We start from the raw sequence: 23,945 nt of genomic DNA, 5'->3' as shown, positions 1-23,945 counted from the left end.
GTTACAGGATACCCAGGTGCAGAATACGGCCGCCGCTGCGGTTGACGGGCATGGTGCTTTTCCCGATCACGACCCCGTCTTCGGGGGCGAGATACTGCTCCTTCAGGCTGCCGAAAACGTCGCGCTGGGTAGCGATAAGGTCACCGGCCTTCACCTCCTGCAGCAGGTTCACGTCCACGGTGAGCAGGCCGCCGGTGTGGGTGTATATCCAGTAGCTCCGTTTGCAGATGATGGGCGGGGACGCGGGAGCAACGATCTCGTCCTGGGTCATTCCCAGGTGGGAGAGTACGTTGTGCACCCCCTCGGTGCCGCTCCGGATGAGGGTGCGTTGGTAGACGCCGGGGTTGCCGACCTCCAGGGTGACCGCGGGAATGTCGAGGGAATCCGCCGCGCCGCGCAGGGTGCCGTCGCTGGGCGGGTTATGAACGATCAGTTGGGGGTTCTGCAGTATGGCCAGTTGCCGGGTCACTTCTTGCGACATGTCGGCCCGGACGTAGTAGCTGTTGATGCGGCCCCGGCTGGCGGTGTGCAGGTCGAGCAGGTAATCGAAATGCCGGATCAGACGATCCATCAGTCGGAAGGCATAGATCTCGCTGGCCCGCCCGGTCTCCTTTCCCGGCATGACGTGGTTGAGGTCGAAGCCGTCGGTGTACACGCGGGTTTGCCGCAGGAAGGCCGGTATGTTGACGACCAGCACGCCGACGATGGTGCCCCGGAGTTCGCTCACGTCGAGATCCGTAAAGAGCCGCTGGATCACCCGAATGCCGTTCAGCTCATCCCCGTGTACGGCGGCCGTAACGCCGAGGACCGGGCCTTCGTGGGGCCCCTTGGCGATGAGTAGCGGAATGCGGACCGGTTCGCCCAGGCCGTCACTGATCACGTGCAACCAGTAGCGGCGGATGGTGGCGGGAGCCTGGTCTACGTCGGTCAGACTAAAAATCGTGGGGGTGTCAGCGGGTAAGGTGGTCATGGCAGTAGGTCAGGAATTCGTCGATGGTTTGTTGCAGGATGGGACGGCCGGTCTGGGCTTCGGCCTGGGGAAAGCCGCCGATGCTAAGGGTATTGATCTCGGAAAGAACGCGGCGGCCGTCGTCGTTTGTCAGGGTGTCTACGCCGCAGAAACAAATCCCGTGCCGCAGCAGTTCCGGCGCCAGGGCATCGATCAGCTCGATTTCCTCGGGAGTAACGTCGGCACCCACGGACGTCCCCCCGCGGGCTACGTTGCACAACCACTCCCCCGGCGGGGGAATGCGTAGGGAAGCCGCGAGGATCTTGCCGTTCACCACCAAAATGCGCTTGTCCCCCTCACTGACATTCTTCAGAAACTTCATGGCCAGGTAAGGCTCGCGGAAGTCGAGGTCGGGAAGTGCGTCCGGACCGTCGACCCGCACGATGCCCTGACCGCCGTACGCCCGTAGGGGTTTGAGTACGAGGGGGAAATTGCGGGCAAACGTCCGGACTTCCCCGGCGGAGTGCACCAGCCGTACCGGGGGTGTCCACTCCGGAAAGTGCAGCAGGAACGACTTATCACCGGTACGCGCGATGCCCGCGGGATCGTTGACCACCAGGGTGCCGGGCCGCTGTAGTCGTTCGAATCGCTCCGTCTGGACAGGGTGGGGGAGCCGCAGCCATACCACGTCATAGTCCTCCGGGTGGAGGGGTGCCAATTCACCGTTGAAGCGGCCGCCGTCGGCGGCGAATTTCAGTTCTTCCCGGACCTGGAACCCCCATACTTCCTCCGAGGGCTCGGGACTGTTGCGGAAGAACGCTTCGTTGCGGGCATCCCCGCGGCTGGCGACCGCTACGCGCGCGCAGCGCGGATCCCGGGCCAGCGTAGTGACCAGAGCGTAGAGGGAGTTTTGGGTGCTGTGTCCGCGGTGATCGGTAAGTACGAGAAAGGAAAGAGGGGTCATGCCAGAATTTCGGAAAGCAGGACGGGGTCGTTATTGAGCCCCGAGAAGAGTCGCAGGCTGAATTTGCCCTTGCTGTTGAACAATTTGCGGGCCATCTGATCGATGGCGATCGTACTGAGCACGGTCTGGATGTAGGCCTCGATCAGGTCGTCCAATCCGATGCCGAGCTTATTGAAGTCGCGGCGGTCCATCAGCAGCAGCCGGTTGGTATCGCTCGACCACTGGTTGTCGCCGAGTTTTTCACTCAGGTTGGTGCCGAGCATCGACCACGATTCCGCGCCGGCCGCCAGCGTATCGGTCAGGGGGTCGGCGGCGCGCCGGCTATAGCAGGCCAGGGGGCGGAGGCCGTCTTCGGTACTGCTGACCATGAGGCGTACGTCGCTCACGAAGGTGCGTCCCTTCTTGTCGGGTATGGTGCCGACATGGAAAAACTTACCGTCTCCTCCGGTCGAGCTCCAGCCGTAGTTGCCGATCAGGCTCTGTACAATGAAGCGTTCGTAGTCGATGGGTTCGGCCATGAAGGCTTCGAGTTCGCGCTTGTTGGTGATGGTGTACACGCCCTGTCCGGCATTAGAGTAGGGGACCTTTACGACGGCCTGTCCGCCCAGTTTGGCAACCCATAGCGGAATTTCGTTGCGGCTCACGTCCCAGATGGTTTCCGGGGTGTGGATCTTGAGCCCGTATTTGCGGATTTCGCCGTTGAAAAAGTCGTAGGCCTTGGCGGCCACCATTTTATTCCGCCCACCGGCCAGGCAGGTGACGATGGGGTTGAGGATGCGGGTTTTGCAGTTGAGGGGAATCCGGGTCCAGGGCCGCTGGGTGAGGTAGCGGAAGGCGGCCCGCAGCCGGACCCATTCGCCTTCGTGGAGGGCGAACAGCCAGTCGTCCTCTACCCGCAGTTTACGCTCGGTGGCGCCGTAGTAGTCGCTGATGTACAGTACGTCCTCCTGGAACACATCGGCAATGGTGGCGGCGTAGCCGCTGGCCTCCATAGGGTTCTTATCGTAGATCACGGCCAGGCGGCCCTCCTTACCCGACTGCCGTTTTTCCACCATGGGCCGGAAGGTACGCTCCACGAGCAGCCGGTAGCTGCCCTCCTCCTGGTGATCGTCGAGGAGGGGCATGGACTTTTGTCCGGAGGGGCAGGAGTTGTTCTCGATGATGACCATGCGCCGACGACCCTGAGCGGTGGTCGCGTTGATCAGGTCGGCTCCCCCCCACAGGAAGTACTTGCACTGGTAGGCAAGGATCTCGCGGAGCCCGTCGGGGTCCACCAGGGGGTTGAGGTGGCAGTAGCGGGTGACGATCCGCCCGGGATCGAGGTTCATGAAATAACTCACCATCGGGTGGATGGTAGCGTTCAACGCTTTGGGGTACCAGTGCGCTTCGGCCTTGAACATGCCGGGAGAAATGCTGGTGATGGTGTTGGTCATTCGCTGGAGGTTGAAACGCAAAACCTATTAAGGCGGTAAAGGACGGGATGTTTGGGATAATTCGCCTTTAAAGTTGCCTGACGGGAACCGGGGCCGCGTGGCGCTATATTCCTGCTTTTATTCAATCTTGTGGTCATTAAGCCCTCCATTCTCCATGCGGTCATTCCTGCTGTTCCTGTTTTGCCATTTTCTGTTCTCCCTCCCCGCCCAGGACATCGGCCTGCACCCCCCGGAGATCAACTGGCAGCAACTGCGCGCGGACCACGTAAGGATCATCTTCCCCGCAGGCTACGGCTCCCAGGCCCGACGCGCCGCCAGCATCATCGACCGGATGGCGGCCGACCACACGGCCACGATCGGTGAGGCGCTGTACGACTTCGACCTGGTCCTCCAGACCCCCAACATGACGGTGAACGGCTACGTGGGCCTGGCCCCCTTCCGGTCCGAATTTTACGTTACGCCACCCCAGAGTCTGAGCCTGCTCAGCGCCACCAATTGGGTGGATCTGCTCACGATTCACGAATTTCGTCACGTACAACAGAACAGCAACGAGCGCCGGGGGCTGACGAAGCTCATCAGCTACCTGCAGGGGCAGCAGGGGTGGGCGGCCTTTTCGGCCATCGCCACGCCCAACTGGTTTAGCGAGGGCGACGCGGTGGTCGCCGAGACGGCCCTGAGCAGCGCCGGTCGCGGCCGCACGCCGGCCTTCAGTAAGGATCTGCGGGCGCTCCTTCGGCAGGATATCGTGTACCGGTACGCCAAAGCACGCAACGGTAGCTTTCGCGATCTCGTACCCGACCATTACCGCTACGGTTACGCCATGCTTACCTACGCCCGCGAACGCTTCGGGACCGGCGTATGGCGGCCGATCCTCCAGGAAGGTGCCGCCTACCGGGGATTGCTGTACCCCTTCAGCAAGGCCCTGAAGCGGCAAACGGGCTTCACCACCGCCGGGCTGTACCGGGCGACGATGGTCGATCTGCAGCGACTACAGGACAGCGTCCTGGCCGCCGATCCGCCGACCGTGACCGGCACGCAAATCCCCCGCACCGACCGGGACATTCGCAACTACCGCTTTCCCTTCACCGATGCGGCGGGCCGGCTGCTGGCCCTGCGGAGCAGCTACCAAACGCTGCCGGCCCTCGTGCGCGTAGTAGCGGGCCAGCCCGACGAGGTAATCACCCGTACCGGGATCCAGCGCGAACCCTGGCTCGACGGGGGCAGGCGGCTCGTCGTATGGACGGAGTACCGCCAGGACCCTCGCTACACCAACCAGAACTATTCCGACCTCGTGCTGTACGAACTCAACAGCGGTCGACAGCGCAGACTCACCGAGCGGGGTCATTACGTGGCGGGCAAACTCAGTCCCGACGAAAGCCACATCGCCGCCGTATCCTTCAATCCCCTCGCCGGTGGCCCGGAGCTCCACCTCATCGACGTCGCCTCCGGACAGGTGACCGCGCGTCGCCGCATCCCGGCCGACAACCTGGCCTGGCCCTCCTTCTCCCCCGCGGGCAGTACGGTGTACGTGCTCGCCCAGACCTCCGCGGGCATCGCGGTGCAGGCCTGGAACACCGAAAATGATGTGGTCTCCGTGATCCGGGAAGCTTCGACCGAGCCCATCGATATGCTGGCCGCTTCCCCGTCGGGCGAACTGCTGTTTACCGGCGGCCGTTCGGGAACGGATAACGTATACCGATTAGACCCCGCGACGGGAAGCACCACCCGCCTGACCGACGTTGCGATCGGGGCCTACTTCCCCCACGTAGCGGGCGATACCCTCTACTTTTCGAGTCCTACTCCGCACGGGGAACGCTTGCACCTCCTGCCCCTGGATCAGGTACTGCAGGGCGGGGGGCGCGGCACGTCGGTGCGCCCGAATTTCTTCGAACGTCCCTTAGCCTACGGGGACGATCGGCAGAACCTTCCGGCCGCCACCGAGATCCGGGATTACCCGATCACCAATTTTTCCAATACGCTGGGGGGCATAAAGCTGCACAGCTGGTCGTACAACGGCAGCTACGTGACGCCGGGTCTATCCGTGGAGTTCGCCAACGCCCTGAACACCTTCGAGCTATCCCTCGACGGGCTCTACAACATCAACGAGGACCGGTACTCCGGTGGTGCTACACTGACGTACGGTGGACTTTTCCCCATCATCGAGCTGGCGGCGCGGTACCGTGACCGCAATACGGTAGTCCAGGAGAACCGTACCGACAGTCTACGCTTCTTCGGTCAGGAATTCAGTCAGTTTACGGTGGGGCCGAGCGTAAGCTTTCCCCTCCAGTGGGTGGCCGGTAACATGGTGACCGGTCTTTCCCCCTCCGTCGGCTATCAGTACTATGCCCTCCGGGATGCCGAAACCGGGCGGTTGCCGGATAATTTCGGTAACCTGGCACTGGGCGTGAGTTTCAGCTCGCTCCAGCGCACCGCCGCCCGCCAGGTTCAGCCCCGACTGGGGGTGAGGGCCGAACTGCAGTTCGATCGCGCGCTCGGTGGGGAACAACTGGGTGAACGACTGCTGGTTCAGAGCTCCGTGTTCCTGCCCGGGGCATTCCCAACACATGGTTTGCGCATTGATCTCGACGTACAGCGCGAGCAGAGCGAAAATCTCTACCAGTATCCCGACGTATTCCGCTACGCGCGTGGTTACGACCAGCCGCTCAACGACCGCGTGTACCGGCTCGGGTTGAACTACCAGTTGCCCCTGCTGTATCCCGATCTCGGCCTGCTGGGGATCACCTACTTCAAGCGGATCCGGCTGAACGCGTTTTACGACCACAGTCGCTTCGCGATCGACTCCTTTGACGGACTGGAATTTGACGAAAACAGTATCGGCGGTCAGTTCTTCTTCGACAATACCTGGCTGAATACCGTAGACATCACCGTCGGCGTCGAGGCGGCCTACCGCCTGGAACGCGACATCTTCTCCACCGATACGAATGACCTGCAGTTGCGCTTTCTGTTCAGCGGCAGCTTCTAGACGTTGAGGTAGTTGATCAGGCTGTCGAATCGCTCGCGCAGGGTGTCCTGCAACTGCTTCTCGTTGAAGCTGGCCTTCACCAGGTAGTTGAACCGCTCGAAGGTGGCGATGGTGCCCGCGATGTTCTGGCTATTGAGTTTGAGGGTCACCTCCACCTGATTGGAGTCGGTGATGCCGCGAACGAAAGAACTGAGAATGATGGCACTGTCGCTCTCCACGATTCGGGCGATCTCGGCCAGGCTGTAGTCGTGGCGGCCCATTTCCAGGACCACGATCGACCCGGGGTCGCTGAAGGTACTGGACTGGGCGAAGAAACGCAGCAGGTCCTCGCCGGTCACCATGCCTACATAGTCGCCTTCCCGGTTGATGACGGGCACCACGGTCAGGTTGTTATCGACGAGTTGGCGCATGACGTCGTAGAGGTGGTCGTCGGGGTAGACCGAGGGGGGGAGCTGGGGCGTGCGGTAGTTCTCCACCGTCTCCAGGGGATCGGCGTCCAGGACGTCGCTCTCCGATATCACGGAAACAAGCTTGTTGTTGTCCACCACCGGCAGGTGACGGATGTAGAACTCGTTCATGATCTCCAGCGCTTCCTCTCCGGTATCGGAAGGACGCAGGGGAACGAGGGCGTCGGTAAGGAGGAAGTCAGCTGTCATCTGGATGGGGAAAGTAGGTAAAATAATTCGGGCTCAACCGAGCAAGCGCCGCTTTTGGGTCGTAAACTCTACTTCGGTCAGCAGGCCTTTTTCCCGTAGCGCGGCAAGACGTTGAAGTTGCTCGAGGAGCTCATCGTGGATCGGGGCGGCGCCCACTACCGGTTCGCCGGAGGCCACGAGGGGATCCTCCTCATTCGTAGCACGTTGGGGCTCGGGTGCCGCGAGGCGAAACTGATTATTCGCGAAGTCCGGAAACGCCCGCTGGATGCGTAAGTAGGCCAGGCTGTCGTGGGTGCGGATGCGGTGGAAATCATCAAAGCCGAGTGCTACCGCCCGGTCGAGGTGGTAAAACGCCCGGTCGGCTTCCTCCTCCAGGGAGTAGGCGCAGGCAATGTTGAAGTGAGACGCCACGTCGCGCGGGTTTTTTTCCAGCGCCCGGACGAAGGCGGCGATAGCCTCCTCGTATTCGTACTCGCGAAAGTGGCGCACGCCCGTCTCCCGGTCGGCCCGGCCCGGATCGCGGCGTACGGTTTCTCCCGTCGGCGGAGACTTGCGGGGCAAGGGTTGCTGATTGTACCGTTCCCGGTCGCGGCGCTCGCGTTCCCGCTCCTGTTCGGCCCGCTGTCGCTGCCGCTCCTGAAAGCGTTTTTCTCGGTCGGTCATGCTACCTGTTTTTTGGAATGATTGGCGGCCTGGCGGGGGAGCGGAGGCTGAAGTCGGGGCGAGCGATTCGTTGTACTTCAGGTCGAACTCCCGGGGGTCCATGGAAAGAAAAGAAATGGCGTCGATGATACCAAAGATCATCGCCAGGGAAATCAGCATGACGGTGAACGGACTGGGCCCGGCGGAGAGCGCCAGGACGAAAAAGAAGACCTGGGCCATGCCCATTCCTTTCTGACCCAAATAGAACCGCTGCAGGCCGATGATGCCTCCGAAGAAAGCCAGAATAGCCGCGATCGTCTTGTCCTTCATCTCACTATGGGGAACGGTTAGGAGGGAGTTTTCGTTCTTCCCGGACCGGACTTTTCCCCGGTCTATAGTCCGGACGTCATTCCCCGAAAATGCGACAGGTGAGGATGGTCAGATCGTCGGGGTAGGCGTTGTCCTGGCGGAATTCCTCGAGCTTGGCCAGCAGGTTTTCGTTAAACAGGCTGGCCGAGCGGTAGTGTTGCCGACGGGCGAACTGGTGGAGGATCTCCTCCTCGAAGGTCTCTCCGGCGGCGCTCTGTAGGTCGGTCAGTCCGTCGGTATAGGTCACGATCAGCGCCTGGGGGGGCAGGTCTACGGTGCCGACCTCGAGCACCGGCAGCTCGTCGATGGACCCCAGCACGGTGGTGCCCTTGTCGAGCAGCTGGAAGGTATGCTCGCTGACCAGCACCGCCGGGGGGTGACCGGCATTGACGTAGTGCAATTGGTGGGCGCGGCGGTCGTATTCGGCAACGAAAAAGGTCACGAAGCGGTCGCCGTTCGTGATCCGGTACACGCTCTCGTTGATTTCCGTGACGAAGTCGTGGAGATTGGCGCGCTTCCGGATCAGGGTGTGGAAGTTGGCCTGGAAGTTGGCCATCAGGAGGGCCGCGCTCACGCCCTTGCCGGTAAAGTCACCGATGCAGAACACCAGTTTCCCGTCGCCGAATTCCCGGTAGTCGAAGTAGTCGCCCCCCACGCCGAGTTTGGGGCGGTAAATGGCGCTGAGTTCGTAGAAGTCGTTGGTCGGCAACTCCTTTGGGATCAGCATGCCCTGTACCTTGGCACCGAGGTCCAGGTCGGCCTCCAGGCGTTCCTGCTCAATCTGGCGGCGGAATAACCGTTTGTTCTCGATGGCCACGGCGATCACGTTACTGATCGTGGTGATGATCTGTACCCGTTCGAACATGTCCTCCTCGTCGGTGAAGCGCCCGATCAGAATGAAGGCAATGGGGCGTTCCTTGTGCAGTACCGGCACTACGTGTTCGAAGTGACAAAACAGGGGGTGGTCGGGTTCGTTGATCGTGCCCGGCCGTTTGAGCCGCTGAAGTTCGTCGGCGTAGTCCAGGTCGGTCGGCAGATTATCGACACCGATGGAGGTCGCCAGTTGCCAGCGCTCATCGCGTTCGCTTTCCCGCACGAAGAGGGCCATCTCCCGCACGCCGAGCTCGCTGCTCAGAAACGAGCGGTACATGTGGAAAAGATCACCGGCCGAGACGTTGTTGTTGATGGCCTGGGTGATTTGCAGCAACCGCCGTACCTGCAACTGCCGGAGGTGGAGTTCGCGTTCGAGCCGATTGATGCGGGTGAGGGGCTGAGCCATAGGGGTAAAGGTAGAAAGGGTTTTGAGGATGTAACCGCGGGGCGGGGACGCGGGAGCGGGCGATTATTCGAGAAGCTGTAACAGGGCGTCGATCCGCCGCTGCTGGGCGGGTTCATCGAGGGCCCGCAGGACCTGGACCTTCTCCCAATCGGTCATATGCAGGGAGACCGAGGTGCGCAGCCGGTCGTCCTCCCGGGGCTGGTAGTTGAAGCGGAACAGGTGAAAGCCGGTAGGCCCGAAGGTGCGCTGCAGACCGGCGAGCAGGGCTTCCTGGTCGAGGATCTGCAGACTCAGAATGTTTCCGGCCACTCCGAGGGGACTGAACAATCCGCTGATCACGCCCCGCTGCCCCGTCACGGGTATCTTCTGTTCCCGGAAGGCGCTTACCTGCACCAGAATGACGCCGGAGGTATTCGCCTCGATCCAGTCCCGGAAGACGTGCAGAAAGCGCGACGCCGAGGCGATACCGTAGTTGTCGCGGTAACCGGCATCCATCAGGTGCACGAGGGGCTCGGTCGGCAGGCTTACCTGGGGGAGTACGTAGGGGTAGGAGGCATTCGCCCGCAGGGCCGAACTGAAGCGAAGGCTGTCGGCGTCCTGGGCGCGGAGAAAGCGGCCGAAGTCTACCATATCCGGCACGAGGGGTACGGCCCCCGAATACGCCTCGGGGGGCACCATCATGTAACTCACACCCTGGGGGGAAATGACCATGCGGCGGCCGTCCTCCACGATGCTGGGCGTGACGAACAGTAACGGAACGGCGGCCGACGCTTCCGGCGCGCGGTAGTAGGCGAGGGGACGGTTCAGGAGGTTCTCGGTCGCCTGGTTGTAGGCCCGCTCGAAGGCGTAGCCGCGGTCACGGCGGTACTTCTCGTCGCCTACCTCGATGCGGCGGAAGGGCAGGAAAATATCGTTGCTGACGATGCTGAAGGCTACGGGATTGAGAAGGTCCCGGCTTACGCGGTCCAGCCGGCGCAGGCCGTCGGAGCGAAAGGAGGGCGACTCCAGGTAGCTTTGCCGCAGGTAGGCCATGCCCAGTAGCCCGCCGCTGGCCCCCGTCATGAGGGCGGTGGACTCCAGCAAACGTCCGTCGCTACACGCCTCGATGCTCTGCAGCAGGTGGGTCACCCAGAGGGAAGCCGTAAGCCCGCCCCCGCTGGCGCAGATGACCACCAGTTTCGGTTTTTCGTCCGGCTGTTTCCGCTTCCACCGGTCCAGGATGGCGCGGGTGGAATCCAGGTCCGTCCGTAGGTTTTTCCGTCGGTAGAGGCTGGCCAGGGTGTCGAGGGAATAGCGGGCCTCCGTACCGTAGCTGAGTCCGTAGGCCTGGTTGCCGTGATCGAAAAGCGGGGTACTGGTGAGCCAGTTCACGAGAATGGGCAGCAGGACAAGCAGCGTCAGTCGCCACTCCGAAAACCAGTAGCTCACCGCGCCGATGGTGGAGATGAACAGGCTGAACAGGATAAAGAAGCTGGCCCCGGCCGGAATCTGAAAGGTGGGTTGCTCGATCATCAGGCCCAACACGATGAGCAGGCCGATGGTGAGAAACTGCAGTACCAGCGCGTTGATGTGATTCTGCCGAAAGATGTTGCGCAACAGATCGGTCTCGTAGTGGGCCACCGACCGCACCCGCCGGGCCCGGAGCCGCGTATCGAGGTAGGACCGGACCTGGTAGGGATTGTCGTAGAGGTTCACCAGTTGCGGTCCCAGGGCGGAGGCGGCGTACGGCCGGTAACCCAGGCCGCCGCGCTGTCCGGGACCCCGGTTGGGCGGCGCCTCGCGGCCGCCGGTGTAGTAATGAATATCGCGGTTGGTGAGGTTGAAGTAGATGGAATAAAGAAACAGGCTCATCACCAGTCCCGTCGCTAAACCGGTTAACCCCTGCACCTGCGTCCCCGCCACCTCCTCCGCCGTCCAGTGAAAGCGCACCAGCATCACGCAATACGTCAGAAAGACGGCCAGCGGGAGCAGGGCGTTGTTGATGCAAAACTTCAGAAAGGGGCGCGAAAGACTGGCCAGAAAGTTGAAGTACCCCCCCAGGAGCAGGTAGGTGCTCAGGTTCCAGCTCATGGTGAAAAAACCGAAGGCCAGGCCTACGATCAGAAAGGAATAATAGCCGCTTTCGCCCAGGTACTCGGGGTCGAGGAAGAGGTACTGTAGGCCGAGCTGCTGGCCGAGAAGTCCGCTGACCATGAGCAGCACCAGCAGCCACATCCCGAGCAGGAGAAAGTTGGTTCGCAGGTGCAACAGGAGGAGCTGCACGGGGAAGGAACGGTAGATATCGTGCAGGGTAGGACGCATGTAGCGACCAAATTACCGTTATATTTGCGCGCCCAAAAGGATGGCAAACGAAATTATCCGTCGTCCCTATCGGACTCCATCGTTTTGTCTCCGGAACCCGGCCTGCCGTAACCCCACGACGGACCGCCCGGTGTCCTAACCCCCCTCAATCCAGTCATCTTGCCCCAACGCCTCGCCACCAAGCTTACCCCCCAGGGCGAGCGTATCCTCCGCAGCGGTCACCCCTGGCTCTTCGACGGAGCCGTGGAAGCGGTAAAGGGTTCCGGAGAGGCCGGCGACCTGGCCATCGTGTTCGGGCGGAAGTCGGATAAGGTCATCGGCGTGGGGCTGTACGACCCCGCCTCCCCCATTCGGATCCGGGTACTGCACCAGGGCGGCGGCATCCGCGTCGACACCGATTTCTTTGCCGAACGCATCCAGGCGGCGCGGAAACTGCGCCTGCCCCTGCTGAAGAAGAATACCGACGGTTACCGCCTCGTACACGGGGAGAACGACGGCCTGCCCGGTCTGGTCGTGGACGTATACGGGAGCGTGGCCGTGATCAAGCTGTACACCCCCAGCTGGTTCCCCTACCTCCCGGAAATACTACCGCTGGTACAGCGGGCCTCCCGGGCGGAAACCGTCGTGTTGCGACTGGCCCGCGTGGTGGACCCCCGCCCCGGCTTGGCCGACGGAACCGTGCTGGCCGGCCCCCCGCCCCCGGATGAGGTCACCTTCCGGGAACACAACGTGCGGTTCCTGGCCGACGTGGTGAAGGGACACAAGACCGGTTTCTTTCTCGATCACCGCCACAACCGCAAGCGGGTAGGGGAGTTCGCCGAAGGGCAGGACGTGCTCGACGTGTTCAGCTATGCCGGAGGATTCAGCGTGCACGCCCTGCACGGGGGCGCGTACCGGGTGGTGAGCCTAGACATCAGCGGACCCGCCCTGGAAGTCGCCCGGCGTAACGTCGCCCTGAATTTCGGTGACGACCCCCGTCACGAAACCATCGAGGGCGATGCGTTCAAGGAACTGGAACGGCTCGCGAAGCGGGGGGAGCAGTTCGGGATCGTCGTGGTCGATCCGCCCAGCTTCGCCAAACGGGAACGGGAGGTGTCCGGAGCGCTCGACGCTTACCGGCGCATCAACACTCTGGCCGTGCCGCTCGTGAAGCCCGGTGGTCTGCTGCTGGCCGCTTCGTGTTCGGCCCGGGTGGGTGCCGACGATTTTTTTGCCACCGTCGAAAAAGTCATGAAACGCAGCGGAAGGGCGTACGAGCTGATGGAAAAGACTTTCCACGACGTGGATCACCCCATCGCCTTTGCGGAGGGTGCCTACCTCAAGTCGGTGTACTACCGCCTGGCGTAGGGCGAAACCGAATCCCCTCCCTTCCCCGTACCTCTTAGTCCCTCTCGTGATCCGACTACCCCATGCGCTTGCACATCATTATTCCCGTAGTTAACGAAGTGAATAACCTTCGTGAGTTGTTGCCCTTCCTGACCGCCGAACTGGCCGGGCGGGGAGACATTACGGTGGCCGACGGCGGCAGCAACGACGGGACGGCGGAGCTCCTGCGGGCGGGGACGCGGGTGCGGCACCTGCTCTGTGAGCAACGCGGTCGGGCACGGCAGATGAACGAGGCGGCCCGGTTGGAGGCCGACCGCTACGACGTGCTCTACTTCGTCCACGCGGATACCCGTCCCCCCCGGGGATTTTACGATGATATCCGCCGGGGAGTCGAAGCCGGTGACCCCATCGGATGCTACCGTTTCCGCTTCGACACTTTTCACCCCCTGCTGGCGATCAATGCCTTCTGTACCCGTTTCAGCGGGCTGGCCTGCCGGGGCGGCGATCAGTCGCTCTACCTGACCCGGGGCGCCTGGAACGTTCTCGGCGGGTTTAACGGGGATATGGACATTATGGAGGATTACGACATCATCCAGCGGGCCTGGCAACGGTTTTCCTTCCGCGTGATCCCCCGTTCCGTGACCGTGTCGGCCCGTAAATACCGGGCCAATAACTGGTTCCGGGTGCAGATGGCCAACCTCACCGTATTCCGGATGTACAAACGCGGCGCCCCCCAGCACGCCATGGTAGAGGAATACCGACGGCGGCTCCGCCCCTGGTAACTACAAGTGGACTGCCGCAACCTGCGAGTACGGCAATGCGCCGCGTGATCAGGAGAACAGCGTACCGAGGAGTAGCCAAATCCCCGCTCCCTTCCGCATGCGGGCGTTCACCATCAGTAACAGGATAATCATACCGACGAGCAGACCGGCAATCACCTGGATGACCGCGCCCGTGAACGAACGCTGACCCGGAGAGAGGACCGTCGTGGAGTCCACCTGCGACGTCGAGGATGCTCCTCCCCGGGAGGGATCCCCGTCGTGCATGCTCACGGTCGAAGCCCGGGCAAACTGCGGCAGATCGGGCGTGGAAAAACCGGGTAATGGCGCGATGAACAGCAGCGTCAGCAACGCTAGGGAACAAAATAATCTCACGGGATGGCGTGTTTACGTTCGTTTAATGTACAGCACATTTCGCAACTCGCCGATTTGCTCCCGAAAGCCCCGCTTTTTTGCAGTTTTGCCGGCACCCGCGCACCCGCCCGAAATGCCTTTTCCGCGACTCCATTTGGCTAGGAAAAGTGGCATAATTTTTGTACTTTTGTAGCTATGACAAAGAACAACGAGCTGAGCCCGAAAGCGGGCTACGATGCCGGAAATATCACCGCACTGGAGGGGCTGGAAGCGGTAAGAAAACGTCCCGGAATGTACATCGGTGGTACCGATACCCGGGGCCTCCACCACCTGGTCTGGGAAGTCGTCGACAACTCCATTGACGAGCACCTTGCCGGCTACTGTAGCCGGATCGATATGTACATCCACGAAGATAACTCGATCACCGTCACCGATGACGGACGGGGCATACCGGTCGACCGCCACGAGAAGCTGGGCAAGTCGGCCCTGGAGGTGGTCATGACGGTACTGCACGCGGGGGGTAAGTTTGATAAAGACACCTACAAGGTCTCCGGAGGTCTGCACGGCGTCGGCGTATCCTGTGTAAACGCCCTGTCGAGCCACCTGCGTGCCACGGTCAACCGCGACGGCAAGGTGTACCAGCAGGATTACAGCGAGGGCAAGCCCCAGAACGAAGTGCACGTGGTTGGTACCTCCGAACAGACGGGTACGACCATCCTGTTCAAGCCGGACGCCACGATCTTCGAGTCGCTCGTGTACAAGTACGAGACGCTCGCCAACCGGATGCAGGAACTGGCCTTTCTGAACAGCGGTCTGCAACTCAGCATTACGGACGAGCGGCAGACCGACGAGGAAGGAAACTTCGTCCGCAAGGAGTTCTACAGCGAGGGGGGCTTGGCCGAAATGGTCAAGTACCTCGACGAGGGCAAGCAGGACCTGATCGAGGAGGCAATCTACGTAAAGTCCAAGGAGGACAACGTGGAGGTCGAGGTCGCCATGCAGTACAACACGACCTACCAGGAGAACATTTACTCCTTCGTCAATAACATCAAGACCCGTGAGGGAGGTACGCACGTCAACGGCTTCCGGCGCGCGGTCAATCGCCTGTTCACTAAGTACGGGGAAGAAAACGGCCTGTTCAAGAAGCTGAAGTTCAAGGTCAGCGGCGAAGACTTCCGGGAAGGACTCACCGCGGTGGTATCCGTCAAAGTGCCCGAACCCCAGTTCAAGGGGCAGACGAAGGGAGAGCTCGGTAACAGCGAGGTCACCGGTATCGTCAGCCGCGCAGTGGGGGAGAGCGTCGGTCACTGGCTGGAGGAAAACCCCAACCAAGCCAAGCGCATCATCGACAAGGTGATCATTGCCGCCACCGCCCGCCACGCCGCCCGTAAGGCCCGCGAGATGGTGCAGCGCAAGAACGTCCTTACCGGCACGGGACTACCCGGAAAGCTGGCCGACTGCTCCAATAAGGATCCGGAAGGCTCCGAGATCTACCTCGTCGAGGGTGACTCGGCCGGCGGTACCGCCAAGATGGGCCGTAACCGCGCTTTCCAAGCCATTCTGCCGCTCCGGGGTAAGATCCTGAACGTGGAGAAGGCCATGGAGCACAAGATCTACGAGAATGAGGAGATCAAGAACATGTTTACCGCCCTGGGCGTGAGCATCGTCGAGGGGGAACACGGCGAGCGGGTGCTGAACCTGGATAAGCTGCGGTACCACAAGATCATCATCATGTGTGACGCCGACGTTGACGGCAGCCACATCGTGACCCTGATCCTGACCTTCTTCTTCCGCTACATGCACGCCCTGGTCGATCAGGGCTACGTCTACATCGCCCAGCCGCCCCTCTACCAGGTCCGGCGCGGCAAACAGTTCCGCTACTGCTGGACGGAGGAGGAGCGCCGCGAGGCCATCGCCAACTACAGCAAGAGCGAGAACGACGGTGCCGTAAAGGTGCAGCGTTACAAGGGTCTTGGTGAGATGAACGCCACCCAACTCTGGGAGACGACCATGGACCCCGATACCCGGATGCTGCAGCGCGTGACCATTGAGGAGAGCTCGGAGGCCGATCGCGTCTTCAGCATGCTGATGGGTGATGAGGTGCCCCCGCGCCGCGCCTTCATCGAGGCCAACGCGAAGTACGCGAAGGTGGATGTGTAATTGAAAAACCCGCTGCCCGCTGCCGCTTACCCGTTGGACGGTTCCGAACCGCTACCCGTTGGACGGTTCCAAACCGTCCAACGGGTAGGCGGCAGCGGCGGAGAATCTACTGCAGTTGCCGCGTCGCTTCAAAGAGGAACCACGTACGCCGTTCGGTGGCGTTGAGGTAATCTTCGAGCAGACTGGCTCCTCCGATGTCCTCGGCCTCCTCACAGACGCCATGGGCTTCCCGAAGATTGTGGGCCATCTTCTTGTTTTCCTCCATCAGATCGAGCAGCATATCGCGGGGGGCTACCTGTGCGTTGTCGTTATCGTTGACGCTCTGTAAGCGGGCCACGTGACCGATGCTGGTGATAGTGTTGCCACCGAGTTTCCGTACGCGTTCGGCGAGGGGGTCGACGGTTGTGATCAACTCCTCACTCTGGTCGTCGAGCATAAGGTGGTAATCGCGAAAGTTACGGCCGGACATATGCCAGTGGTAGTTTTTGGTCTTTACCCAGAGCGCGATCAGGTCGGCGACGAGGGGATTGAGGGCCTTGACTACTTTTTCGACCTTTGCGGGATCGAGATCGGTAGGGGTGTTGAGTTCTTTTTTCGAAATATTATTCTCGGGTGACTTGGACATTATTGCTTGATTTGTTCCCTTTTTCAACGTGTACCCGCCGAGCCGTGTTCGTCTGACGCGCCTTATTCCCCCCTGCATATGTCTCACAAGTTCCACTCCGGCGAGCGCCTTAAATCCCGTAAGGAGATCGGTCGCTTGTTCACCTCCGGGGCGGAAAGCGCGGCGGCGTATCCCCTGCGGATGGTATTCCGGCCCGTGGAAAAGCGAAAGGGGACTTACCCTCACCGGGTGACTTTCGTCGTACCCAAGCGGCGGTTCAAGCGGGCCGTCGATCGCAATCTGCTCAAACGGCGCATGCGGGAGGCGTACCGTCAACACAAACATCTGCTGGCGGGGACGCGGGAGCCGGCTACTCCGGAAGAAGAGCCGACCCAGTGGGCCGTGCTGCTTATGTATACCGGTAAGGAAGCTATGACCTATGCGGTCATCGAGCGTAAAATGGTCAAACTGCTGCGCCGTTTAGCCGCGGGCCGATGAGGCGGCCTCCACGGCGCGCCAAACTCTGAGGACGTTGTCCGAAAGAATCTTTTTGATGTCCTCGTCGGAGTACCCCCGCTTCAGAAGCGTGTAGACGAGATTGGGATAATCGGCTACATCCTTGAGTCCCGTGGGGAGGCTGTCGCCTACGCCGTCGAAGTCGGAGCCCAGTCCTACGTGATCGATACCCGCGATTTCCACGACGTGATCGATGTGGTCGGCGACCATTTCGAGGTCCGAGTACAGTGTGGGGTTTTCCTGCTGAAAACTGTCGATCATCAGTTTTCCTTCCTCGCTATTGTTATCCAGACCGGCGTCGGCCAGTCGGTTCAGCAGCACGGTGCGGAGGCTGTCCTGCCGTTCGCGCAGGGCACCGTCGAGAAAGGTGGAACCGAAATTGATCTGTATGACGCCGCCGTTTTCGGCCAGCCGCTTGATCATGTCGTCATCCATATTGCGTTGGAAGCCGGGCGTGAATTTCCGCACCGACGAGTGGCTGGCAATGACGGGCACTTCGGTGATTTCCATAACGTCCCAGAAGGCGGAGTCGCTGATGTGACTTACGTCGACCATGATGCCGACCCGGTTCATTTCCCTTACTACTTCTTCGCCGAAGGGACTCAGGCCGCCGTGGGTGTTGAGGGTGTCGTAGCTGCTGTCGGAGATCAGGTTGTCCTTGGCGTGGGTGAGGGTGATGTAGCGGATACCCTTGTCGTAGTACTCCCGCACCCGGCCGAGTTGATCCTCGATGGGTGACCCGTTCTCCATGCCCATGGGGAGGCTCATGATCCCTTCGCGGAAGTTTCGCTCGAGATCGTCGGGACTGGTGGCGATGCGAAACTTTTCGGGATGGGCATCGGCGATCCCTTTAACCATATCGATGAGGCTGTCGGCCAGGGCGGGGCTGGCTCCCGGCTCTTCCTGCAACCGACTGGGGATGTAGATAGACATGAAGGGGGCATCCAGGCCTCCCTCTACAGCGCGGACGTAGTCGAAGTCACCCTCGCTGGTTTCTACGGGGATGCCGAGCATCTCCCGTTCGAGGCGGAAATTCTTCACCTTGAGGCGGTAGGGTAGGTCGACGTGACCGTCCGTAAGCAAATACGCGTGGGCGAGGCTGTCGGCATGGGCGCGAAGCTCGACGTCGGTCATTTCGTCGGAACCATCGGGTTGAGTACTTCCGCAGGCGGTGAGGAGGGGCAGGAAGATGGCTGCCAGTGAAATTCGGAACATAGGGGTAATGGGTACGGAGGGTATGTGGGGGGCGATCGACTCCGGCGGGGCCAGGAACGACAAAAATAGCCAGAAAAGAGGAATGGGGGCGGGTAGCGGTCCGACGGCTATAGCCGTCGGACGGTCCACCCCGGTTGGACGGCTATAGCCGTCGGACCGCTGTAGGGAAAATTGGTTACTTTTCCAACTCCATTCCCGACTACCGATGAAATTTACCCTCCCCAGTCTGCTTTTGATCCTTCTCTGCGCTCCACCGGCGCGTCATTTTGCCCAGGCTGCCGACCCGCTCATGGGCTTCACCGAGGCCGCCTCCGCGCAGCAGCGGGCGCTAGAAGCAACCCTCGACGCTACCGTCAAGCCCGCTAATCTCGACGAATGGATGAAGTACATGACCGCCCGACCCCACCACGTCGGTTCGCCCTACGATAAGAAGGTAGTGGACTTTATGGCCGAGAAGTTTCGGTCCTGGGGCTACCGGGTGGACGTGGAAAGATTTGACGTGCTCTTCCCCACGCCGAAACTGCGTAAACTCGAACTCATCGCCCCTACCCGGTACGTGGCCATGCTGCAGGAACCCCCGGTGGAGGGCGATCCCGCGACCGCGCAGACGGATGAGGCTCTGCCGCCCTACAATGCATTCTCCATCGACGGAGACGTAAGGGCGGAACTCGTATTCGTTAACTACGGGGTACCCGCTGACTACGAAGAGCTCGAGAAACGGGGCATCGACGTGCGGGGCAAGATCGTCATCGCAAAGTACCAGGGTTCCTGGCGGGGCATCAAGCCGAAAGTAGCCGCCGAAAAGGGTGCCATCGGTTGCATCCTGTACTCCGACCCAAAGGACGACGGCTATTATCAGGGAGAAACCTATCCCGAGGGCGCCTTCAAAAATGAGTACGGCGTGCAGCGCGGTGCGGTCATGGACCTCCCGTCCCAACCCGGTGATCCCCTCACCCCGGGCTACGGAGCTACGGAAGATGCCGAACGCCTCGACCGGGAGGACGCCCCGGGGCTGACCGAAATTCCCGTGCTGCCCATCTCCTACCACGATGCCCAACCCCTGCTGGAAGCCCTGGGCGGGCCCGTCGCCCCGACCGGTTGGCGCGGCGCTCTCCCGATCACCTACCGCATCGGCCCGGGGCCGGCGGAGGTGCACCTACAACTGGAGTTCAACTGGGAACTCGCCCCGGCCTACGATGTGATCGCTACCCTGGAAGGAAGCGAGTTTCCGGACGAATGGGTGATCCGGGGCAATCACCACGATGCCTGGGTACACGGTGCTAACGATCCGATCAGCGGCATGGTCGCCGTCATGGAGGAGGCCCGGGCGGTGAGTGAGCTCGTCCGGCAAGGATGGCGGCCCAAACGGACCATTAAGTACGCCGCCTGGGGCGCCGAGGAACCCGGCCTGCTGGGCTCCACGGAGTGGGTAGAGACTCACGCCGCCGAACTCACCGAAAAGGCCGTCGCTTACATCAACACCGACGCTACCGGACGCGGATTCCTAAACGCGGGCGGCTCCCACACCCTCGAGAAGTTTTTTGGAGAGATCACGACCGACGTCGTGGATCCCCAAACCGGGGTCACCGTCTTTGCCCGGGCCGCCGCCGAAAGCGAAGTGAACGACGGCAAAAGACCGAAACACTTCCAATTATCGGCCCTCGGTTCCGGATCGGATTACTCCCCCTTCTTTCAGCACCTGGGCATCGCCTCCTTCAACATGGGTTTCGGTGGTGAAAGCAACGGCGGAGAGTACCACACGATGTACGATTCCTACGATCACTATAAACGCTTCAAGGACCCCGATTTCTCCTACGGGGCGGCTTTGGTCAAGGTAGCCGGCCGAACCACCCTGCGCCTCGCGAACGCCGACGTGCTGCCCTTCGAATTTACCCGCTTCAGCACGACGATCGAAGGCTACGTCGGTGAAGTAATCAAGCTATCCGAAACACTGCGGGAACAAACCGCCCGGGAGAATCGCCTTATCCGGGAGGGCGCTTACCGCCTGGCCGCCGACCCCACCCAACCCTTCGTGGCGCCCGCGGTAAAGGAAGAGGTCCCCTATCTGAATTTCGCGCCCGTGCAGAACGGACTCCGCCGCGTGCAGGAACTGGCCGATCGCTACGATCCCGCTGCCGCTCCGACACTATCACCTTCAAGGCGTGAACAACTGAACCGCTTGTTCATCGATCTCGAACGCCAGCTGACCCGGGAGGAAGGCCTGCCCCGCCGCCCCTGGTTCGTACACCATATCTACGCACCGGGTTACTACACCGGCTACGGGGTGAAGACGCTACCCGGCGTGCGGGAGGCGATCGAGCAGCGCGATTTTACCGAAGCCCAGGAGCAGATCGATAAACTCGGGGAGGTCCTGCGGGCCTACGCCGAACAGATGGAAAGGGTCACCCAACTGGCGACCGCCCGCTAGCCAACTATCTTTGCGGACGGACCCTCCTTCCGATCACTCATCCCCGCGGTATGCGCCTGATTCTACTGCTCCTTCTTGCATTGCTCTGCTCCCGCGTCCCCGCCCAGAAAGTGCTGCTGTTCGAAAAACTTACGGATTCGAAGAGCGACCGGATGTACGAAGGCGACCCGCTGCGCTTCAAACTGAAGGGCGACAATTTCTGGCAGGAGGGGTACATCCGGGAAATGCGCCCCGACATTCAGGCACTGGTCATCAACGACCGCTTCGTGATGCTCGACGAGATCGCCGTCGTTCACCGGGGAGGCACCATCGCCACCAAGCTCGGTATCGGACTGATGACCTTCGGAGCGGGCTGGTCCGTCTTCGCGGCCCTGGGCTACTCGACCGACAAGGACCCTACGACGAGCTATTCCGTGGACGATGCGCTGGTCACTACCGTATCCGCCACCGTCGGCTACGCGCTCTACCGCATCCTGGGAACCCGAAAATTCCGGACCGGCAAGTACAAGCGGCTACGGGTGGTGGATTTGAGTTTCTGAGAACTGCATCTCAGCCGTATAGCGCCCGCGCCAGCAACTCCGGAAAGGCGTCCGGCGTGGCGGCAAAGGGTTTCAGGCCCATCTCCGTGAGCAGGGCCGCGACTTCCCGGTCGAAGGCCGGCGCCCCCTGATCGTTGAGGGCCAGGACGGGAAGGAAGGTGAGCCCCGTATGCACGAGCCGGCGGACCGATTGCATCATGCCGGCCACCGCCCCTCCTTCAAAGAGGTCGCTGAGCAGCACGAGTACCGTATCGCGGGGAGCCACGTTGAGTTGTTCGGCGTAGCGAAGGGCACGACCGATATCGGTGCCACCACCCAGTTGCAGGGCAAAAAGCAGTTCGATGGGATCGGGTAGACGGGCGGTCAGGTCCACCACGCTGGTATCGAAGGCGACGACGTGGGTCTTTACGCTCGGCAGACTGGCCATGATGCACGAGAGTACACCCGCGTAGACCACCGACGTGGCCATGGAACCGCTCTGGTCGATCAGCAAAATGACGTGCTTCAGGCCTGGCTTACTGCGCTTCTGACCGCGAAGATTCACGGGCAGTATGGTCCGAAACTCCGGTTGGTAGTGTTTCATGTTTACCCGGATCGTCTGGTCCCAGTCGATGTCGGGGTGGCGGGGCCTTCGGTTGCGTACCTGCTGTCGCCGCCGACCGCTAACGGCCTGCAGCAGGGGTTGTCGCAGCTGTCGCTCGATTTGTTCCACGACCCGCCGGACGACCACGCGGGCGGTTTCCCGGCTGCGCTCGGGCAGCACGTTCTTCAGGCTGAGGAGAGTGCCGACCAGGTGCACGTCGGGTTGGATGGTCTCCAATAATTCGGGTTCCAGCAACATTTCCTGGAGCCCCAGTCGCTCGAGCGCGTCGCGTTGCAACAGCTGTACCGTATCGGTGGGGAAGTACTTGCGGATGTCGCCGAGCCAGCGGTTGACGTTGGGGTTGGAGGGGCCGAGCCCACCCCTGCGCTCGTCGGCGTTGTACAGGGCTTCCAGCGTGGCGTCCATTCCCGTGGCCCGGGCGTCGAGCTCGGGACTGCCGGCTTCCCCCTGCGCATCCTGGCCGAGGATCAGCCGCCACTTGCGGCGGTACTCATCGTAATCACTCATCGGCCTCTAGGATGCGGCGAATGAGCCCGTCGAAGTCGGTTACCTTGTCGTCCCCGTGTCCCAGGCGGGCAATGACCAGTTGGCGGCTGGGGATTACAATCACCCGCTGGTCCTGAAAGCCGCGCATCATGTAAGCATCGGCGGGCAGGGACGGGGTGTCGGGGCCGGGGAGCCAGAGTTGGGCCCCGTATTCGCCGTTGCTGCCGGCTGCCGGTTCGCGCATGTAGTCGATCCAGCCGGGGGGAAGGAGGGTGTCGCCTTCCCAGATGCCGTCCTGGAGCATCAACTGCCCGAGGCGGGCCCAGTCGTGGGCGGTGGCCCAACCGTAGCTGCTGCCGACGGGTCGACCGCTCTGGTCGGGTTCGATGAGGAGGCTGGGGGCAACGCTGCCGAACAATTCGTCGAGGTAGGTATGCAGGGCCTCGTTACTACCAGTCTCCCGGCGCAGGTATTCCATCAGGAGGTTCGTGGTGCCGCTGGAGTAATTCCAGGTGGTCCCCGGTTCTTCGATTAACTGACTGCGCATGGCGAAGTCGGCAAAGTCGGGCCGTTCGTGCAGCATGACGGTTGCGTCCGTAATACTGCCGTAGCCCTCATTCCAGGCCAGGCCGGAATTCATGTGCAGCAAATCGGCCAGGGAGATTTCGGCGCGTTTATCCGTCCATGCTTCGGGAAACAGTCCGGTCAGGCGTTCGGGCGGGGGCGCGGGTGCGGTATCATCCGGAAGCGAGCGGGCAAGCCAGGCACCCACCGCCATCCCGGTCAGCGACTTAGTCATCGACCAGCCGAGTAGGGGCGTGGTGGCATCGTATCCCGGGGCGTAGGCCTCCCCGATCATCACTCCGTTCTTCAAAACTACGATCCCCCGGGCACGGCCGCCGGGGACGGGCTGCATGCCGAAATCGAGCGCATCTTCCAGCGCATCACGATCAAAGGGGTCATAGTCAAGTTCACTGGGTTCCCGAGCCGGGCGGAAAACGGCGTCGGCCGGCGGAAAATCTTCCGTCGGAGCGTTGATCAGCACGCAGCCCCTTCCTTCGAGGTAATGGGCTTCTCGCCGTACGAGCCCGAAAAAGTCCGCCTGCACTACCGTCCCCTTCCGTGCGAGGTCGTACCAACCCAGTACGCTGAAGTTCAGGTCGTGGGTGCTGATCTCCTCCAGCTCCCTGCCCTGGAGGAAGTGGCAGCTGCAGGCGTGTTTGGCCGCGTAGCCGCCTCCGATGCGAAGCAGGGGTTTGAGCCACAAAAAGGCGGCGAAGAGGAGAGTGGCGAAAAGGATAATGCCGACGAGCCAGCGTTTGAGGGGGGAGGTGTGCATAGCGAAGCACCAAAGATAG

General features: G+C 61.6%; 19 protein-coding genes. 7 read left to right on the top strand and 12 right to left on the bottom strand.

The annotated features are described in order from the left end of the window. Nucleotide 1: 1 nt before the first annotated feature. The 3 genes from NMA52_RS11975 to NMA52_RS11965 are packed head-to-tail and all read right to left on the bottom strand — an operon-like array spanning nucleotide 2 to nucleotide 3,346. On the bottom strand, nucleotides 2-970 hold the full coding sequence (locus NMA52_RS11975) for a succinylglutamate desuccinylase/aspartoacylase family protein (protein WP_254827906.1): 969 nt from the start codon (nucleotides 968-970) through the stop codon (nucleotides 2-4). Next, complete coding sequence (locus NMA52_RS11970) at nucleotides 951-1,913, bottom strand: RimK family alpha-L-glutamate ligase (RefSeq protein ID WP_254827905.1); 963 nt, start codon at nucleotides 1,911-1,913, stop codon at nucleotides 951-953. The genes NMA52_RS11975 and NMA52_RS11970 overlap by 20 nt, the downstream gene beginning before the upstream one ends. Beyond that, nucleotides 1,910-3,346, bottom strand: coding sequence for a hypothetical protein (locus tag NMA52_RS11965; protein ID WP_254827904.1), 1,437 nt, complete (start codon nucleotides 3,344-3,346; stop codon nucleotides 1,910-1,912). The genes NMA52_RS11970 and NMA52_RS11965 overlap by 4 nt, the downstream gene beginning before the upstream one ends. A 154-nt stretch (nucleotides 3,347-3,500) precedes the next feature. On the opposite strand from NMA52_RS11965, the gene NMA52_RS11960 reads away from it, so the two are divergent. Further along, the gene (locus NMA52_RS11960) at nucleotides 3,501-6,329 is read left to right on the top strand and encodes a hypothetical protein (RefSeq protein ID WP_254827903.1); all 2,829 of its coding nucleotides are present in this window, start codon (nucleotides 3,501-3,503) and stop codon (nucleotides 6,327-6,329) included. Here NMA52_RS11960 and NMA52_RS11955 read toward each other — a convergent pair. The 4 genes from NMA52_RS11955 to NMA52_RS11940 form a co-directional block, all read right to left on the bottom strand. Beyond that, the gene (locus tag NMA52_RS11955; RefSeq protein ID WP_254827902.1) at nucleotides 6,326-6,985 is read right to left on the bottom strand and encodes a CBS domain-containing protein; all 660 of its coding nucleotides are present in this window, start codon (nucleotides 6,983-6,985) and stop codon (nucleotides 6,326-6,328) included. The two genes, NMA52_RS11960 and NMA52_RS11955, sit on opposite strands and share 4 nt — an antisense overlap. Before the next feature lie 33 nt (nucleotides 6,986-7,018). Further along, nucleotides 7,019-7,957, bottom strand: coding sequence for an NINE protein (locus tag NMA52_RS11950; protein ID WP_254827901.1), 939 nt, complete (start codon nucleotides 7,955-7,957; stop codon nucleotides 7,019-7,021). Between the two features lie 76 nt (nucleotides 7,958-8,033). Continuing rightward, a complete protein-coding gene (locus NMA52_RS11945) occupies nucleotides 8,034-9,275 on the bottom strand; it encodes a PP2C family protein-serine/threonine phosphatase (RefSeq protein ID WP_254827900.1) in 1,242 nt (413 codons plus the stop codon). 63 nt (nucleotides 9,276-9,338) lie between these two features. Continuing rightward, entirely contained in the window at nucleotides 9,339-11,576 is a 2,238-nt protein-coding gene (locus NMA52_RS11940) for a hypothetical protein (RefSeq protein ID WP_254827899.1), read from the bottom strand. Between the two features lie 159 nt (nucleotides 11,577-11,735). On the opposite strand from NMA52_RS11940, the gene NMA52_RS11935 reads away from it, so the two are divergent. After that, the gene (locus NMA52_RS11935) at nucleotides 11,736-12,923 is read left to right on the top strand and encodes a class I SAM-dependent rRNA methyltransferase (protein ID WP_254827898.1); all 1,188 of its coding nucleotides are present in this window, start codon (nucleotides 11,736-11,738) and stop codon (nucleotides 12,921-12,923) included. 62 nt (nucleotides 12,924-12,985) lie between these two features. Continuing rightward, nucleotides 12,986-13,684, top strand: coding sequence for a glycosyltransferase (locus NMA52_RS11930; protein ID WP_254827897.1), 699 nt, complete (start codon nucleotides 12,986-12,988; stop codon nucleotides 13,682-13,684). A 48-nt stretch (nucleotides 13,685-13,732) separates the two neighbouring features. Here the strand turns inward: NMA52_RS11930 and NMA52_RS11925 are convergent, their stop codons facing one another. Further along, nucleotides 13,733-14,056: a hypothetical protein gene (locus tag NMA52_RS11925; RefSeq protein ID WP_254827896.1), complete on the bottom strand. Its 324-nt coding sequence runs from the start codon at nucleotides 14,054-14,056 to the stop codon at nucleotides 13,733-13,735. Between the two features lie 174 nt (nucleotides 14,057-14,230). On the opposite strand from NMA52_RS11925, the gene gyrB reads away from it, so the two are divergent. Beyond that, nucleotides 14,231-16,195 (top strand): DNA topoisomerase (ATP-hydrolyzing) subunit B, encoded by a 1,965-nt coding sequence (gyrB, locus tag NMA52_RS11920; RefSeq protein WP_254827895.1) that lies wholly within the window; start codon nucleotides 14,231-14,233, stop codon nucleotides 16,193-16,195. Between the two features lie 106 nt (nucleotides 16,196-16,301). Here gyrB and NMA52_RS11915 read toward each other — a convergent pair whose 3' ends face one another. Then, nucleotides 16,302-16,820, bottom strand: coding sequence for a Dps family protein (locus tag NMA52_RS11915; protein WP_254827894.1), 519 nt, complete (start codon nucleotides 16,818-16,820; stop codon nucleotides 16,302-16,304). 78 nt (nucleotides 16,821-16,898) lie between these two features. Between NMA52_RS11915 and NMA52_RS11910 the strand changes: the two genes are divergently transcribed. Further along, a complete protein-coding gene (locus NMA52_RS11910) occupies nucleotides 16,899-17,297 on the top strand; it encodes a ribonuclease P protein component (RefSeq protein WP_254827893.1) in 399 nt (132 codons plus the stop codon). Here the strand turns inward: NMA52_RS11910 and NMA52_RS11905 are convergent. Continuing rightward, nucleotides 17,280-18,530, bottom strand: coding sequence for a dipeptidase (locus tag NMA52_RS11905; RefSeq protein ID WP_254827892.1), 1,251 nt, complete (start codon nucleotides 18,528-18,530; stop codon nucleotides 17,280-17,282). The two genes, NMA52_RS11910 and NMA52_RS11905, sit on opposite strands and share 18 nt — an antisense overlap. A gap of 205 nt (nucleotides 18,531-18,735) precedes the next feature. Here NMA52_RS11905 and NMA52_RS11900 point away from each other — a divergent pair, with 205 nt between their 5' ends. Both NMA52_RS11900 and NMA52_RS11895 read left to right on the top strand, forming a co-directional pair. After that, nucleotides 18,736-20,958, top strand: coding sequence for a M28 family metallopeptidase (locus tag NMA52_RS11900; RefSeq protein WP_254827891.1), 2,223 nt, complete (start codon nucleotides 18,736-18,738; stop codon nucleotides 20,956-20,958). Nucleotides 20,959-21,008: 50 nt separating this feature from the next. Further along, entirely contained in the window at nucleotides 21,009-21,497 is a 489-nt protein-coding gene (locus NMA52_RS11895) for a hypothetical protein (RefSeq protein WP_254827890.1), read from the top strand. A gap of 10 nt (nucleotides 21,498-21,507) precedes the next feature. Here the strand turns inward: NMA52_RS11895 and NMA52_RS11890 are convergent, their stop codons facing one another. Together NMA52_RS11890 and NMA52_RS11885 are read right to left on the bottom strand one after the other, a co-directional pair. Continuing rightward, a complete protein-coding gene (locus tag NMA52_RS11890; RefSeq protein WP_254827889.1) occupies nucleotides 21,508-22,608 on the bottom strand; it encodes a VWA domain-containing protein in 1,101 nt (366 codons plus the stop codon). After that, a complete protein-coding gene (locus tag NMA52_RS11885) occupies nucleotides 22,601-23,926 on the bottom strand; it encodes a serine hydrolase (protein WP_254827888.1) in 1,326 nt (441 codons plus the stop codon). Before NMA52_RS11885 ends, NMA52_RS11890 begins: the two co-directional genes overlap by 8 nt. Nucleotides 23,927-23,945 lie beyond the last annotated feature (19 nt).

It is taken from the genome of Lewinella sp. JB7, assembly GCF_024297185.1.
Classification (GTDB): Bacteria; Bacteroidota; Bacteroidia; order Chitinophagales; family Saprospiraceae; genus Neolewinella.
Note: the sequence above shows the minus strand (reverse complement) of the source record. Positions and strands in the feature narration are given on the sequence as shown.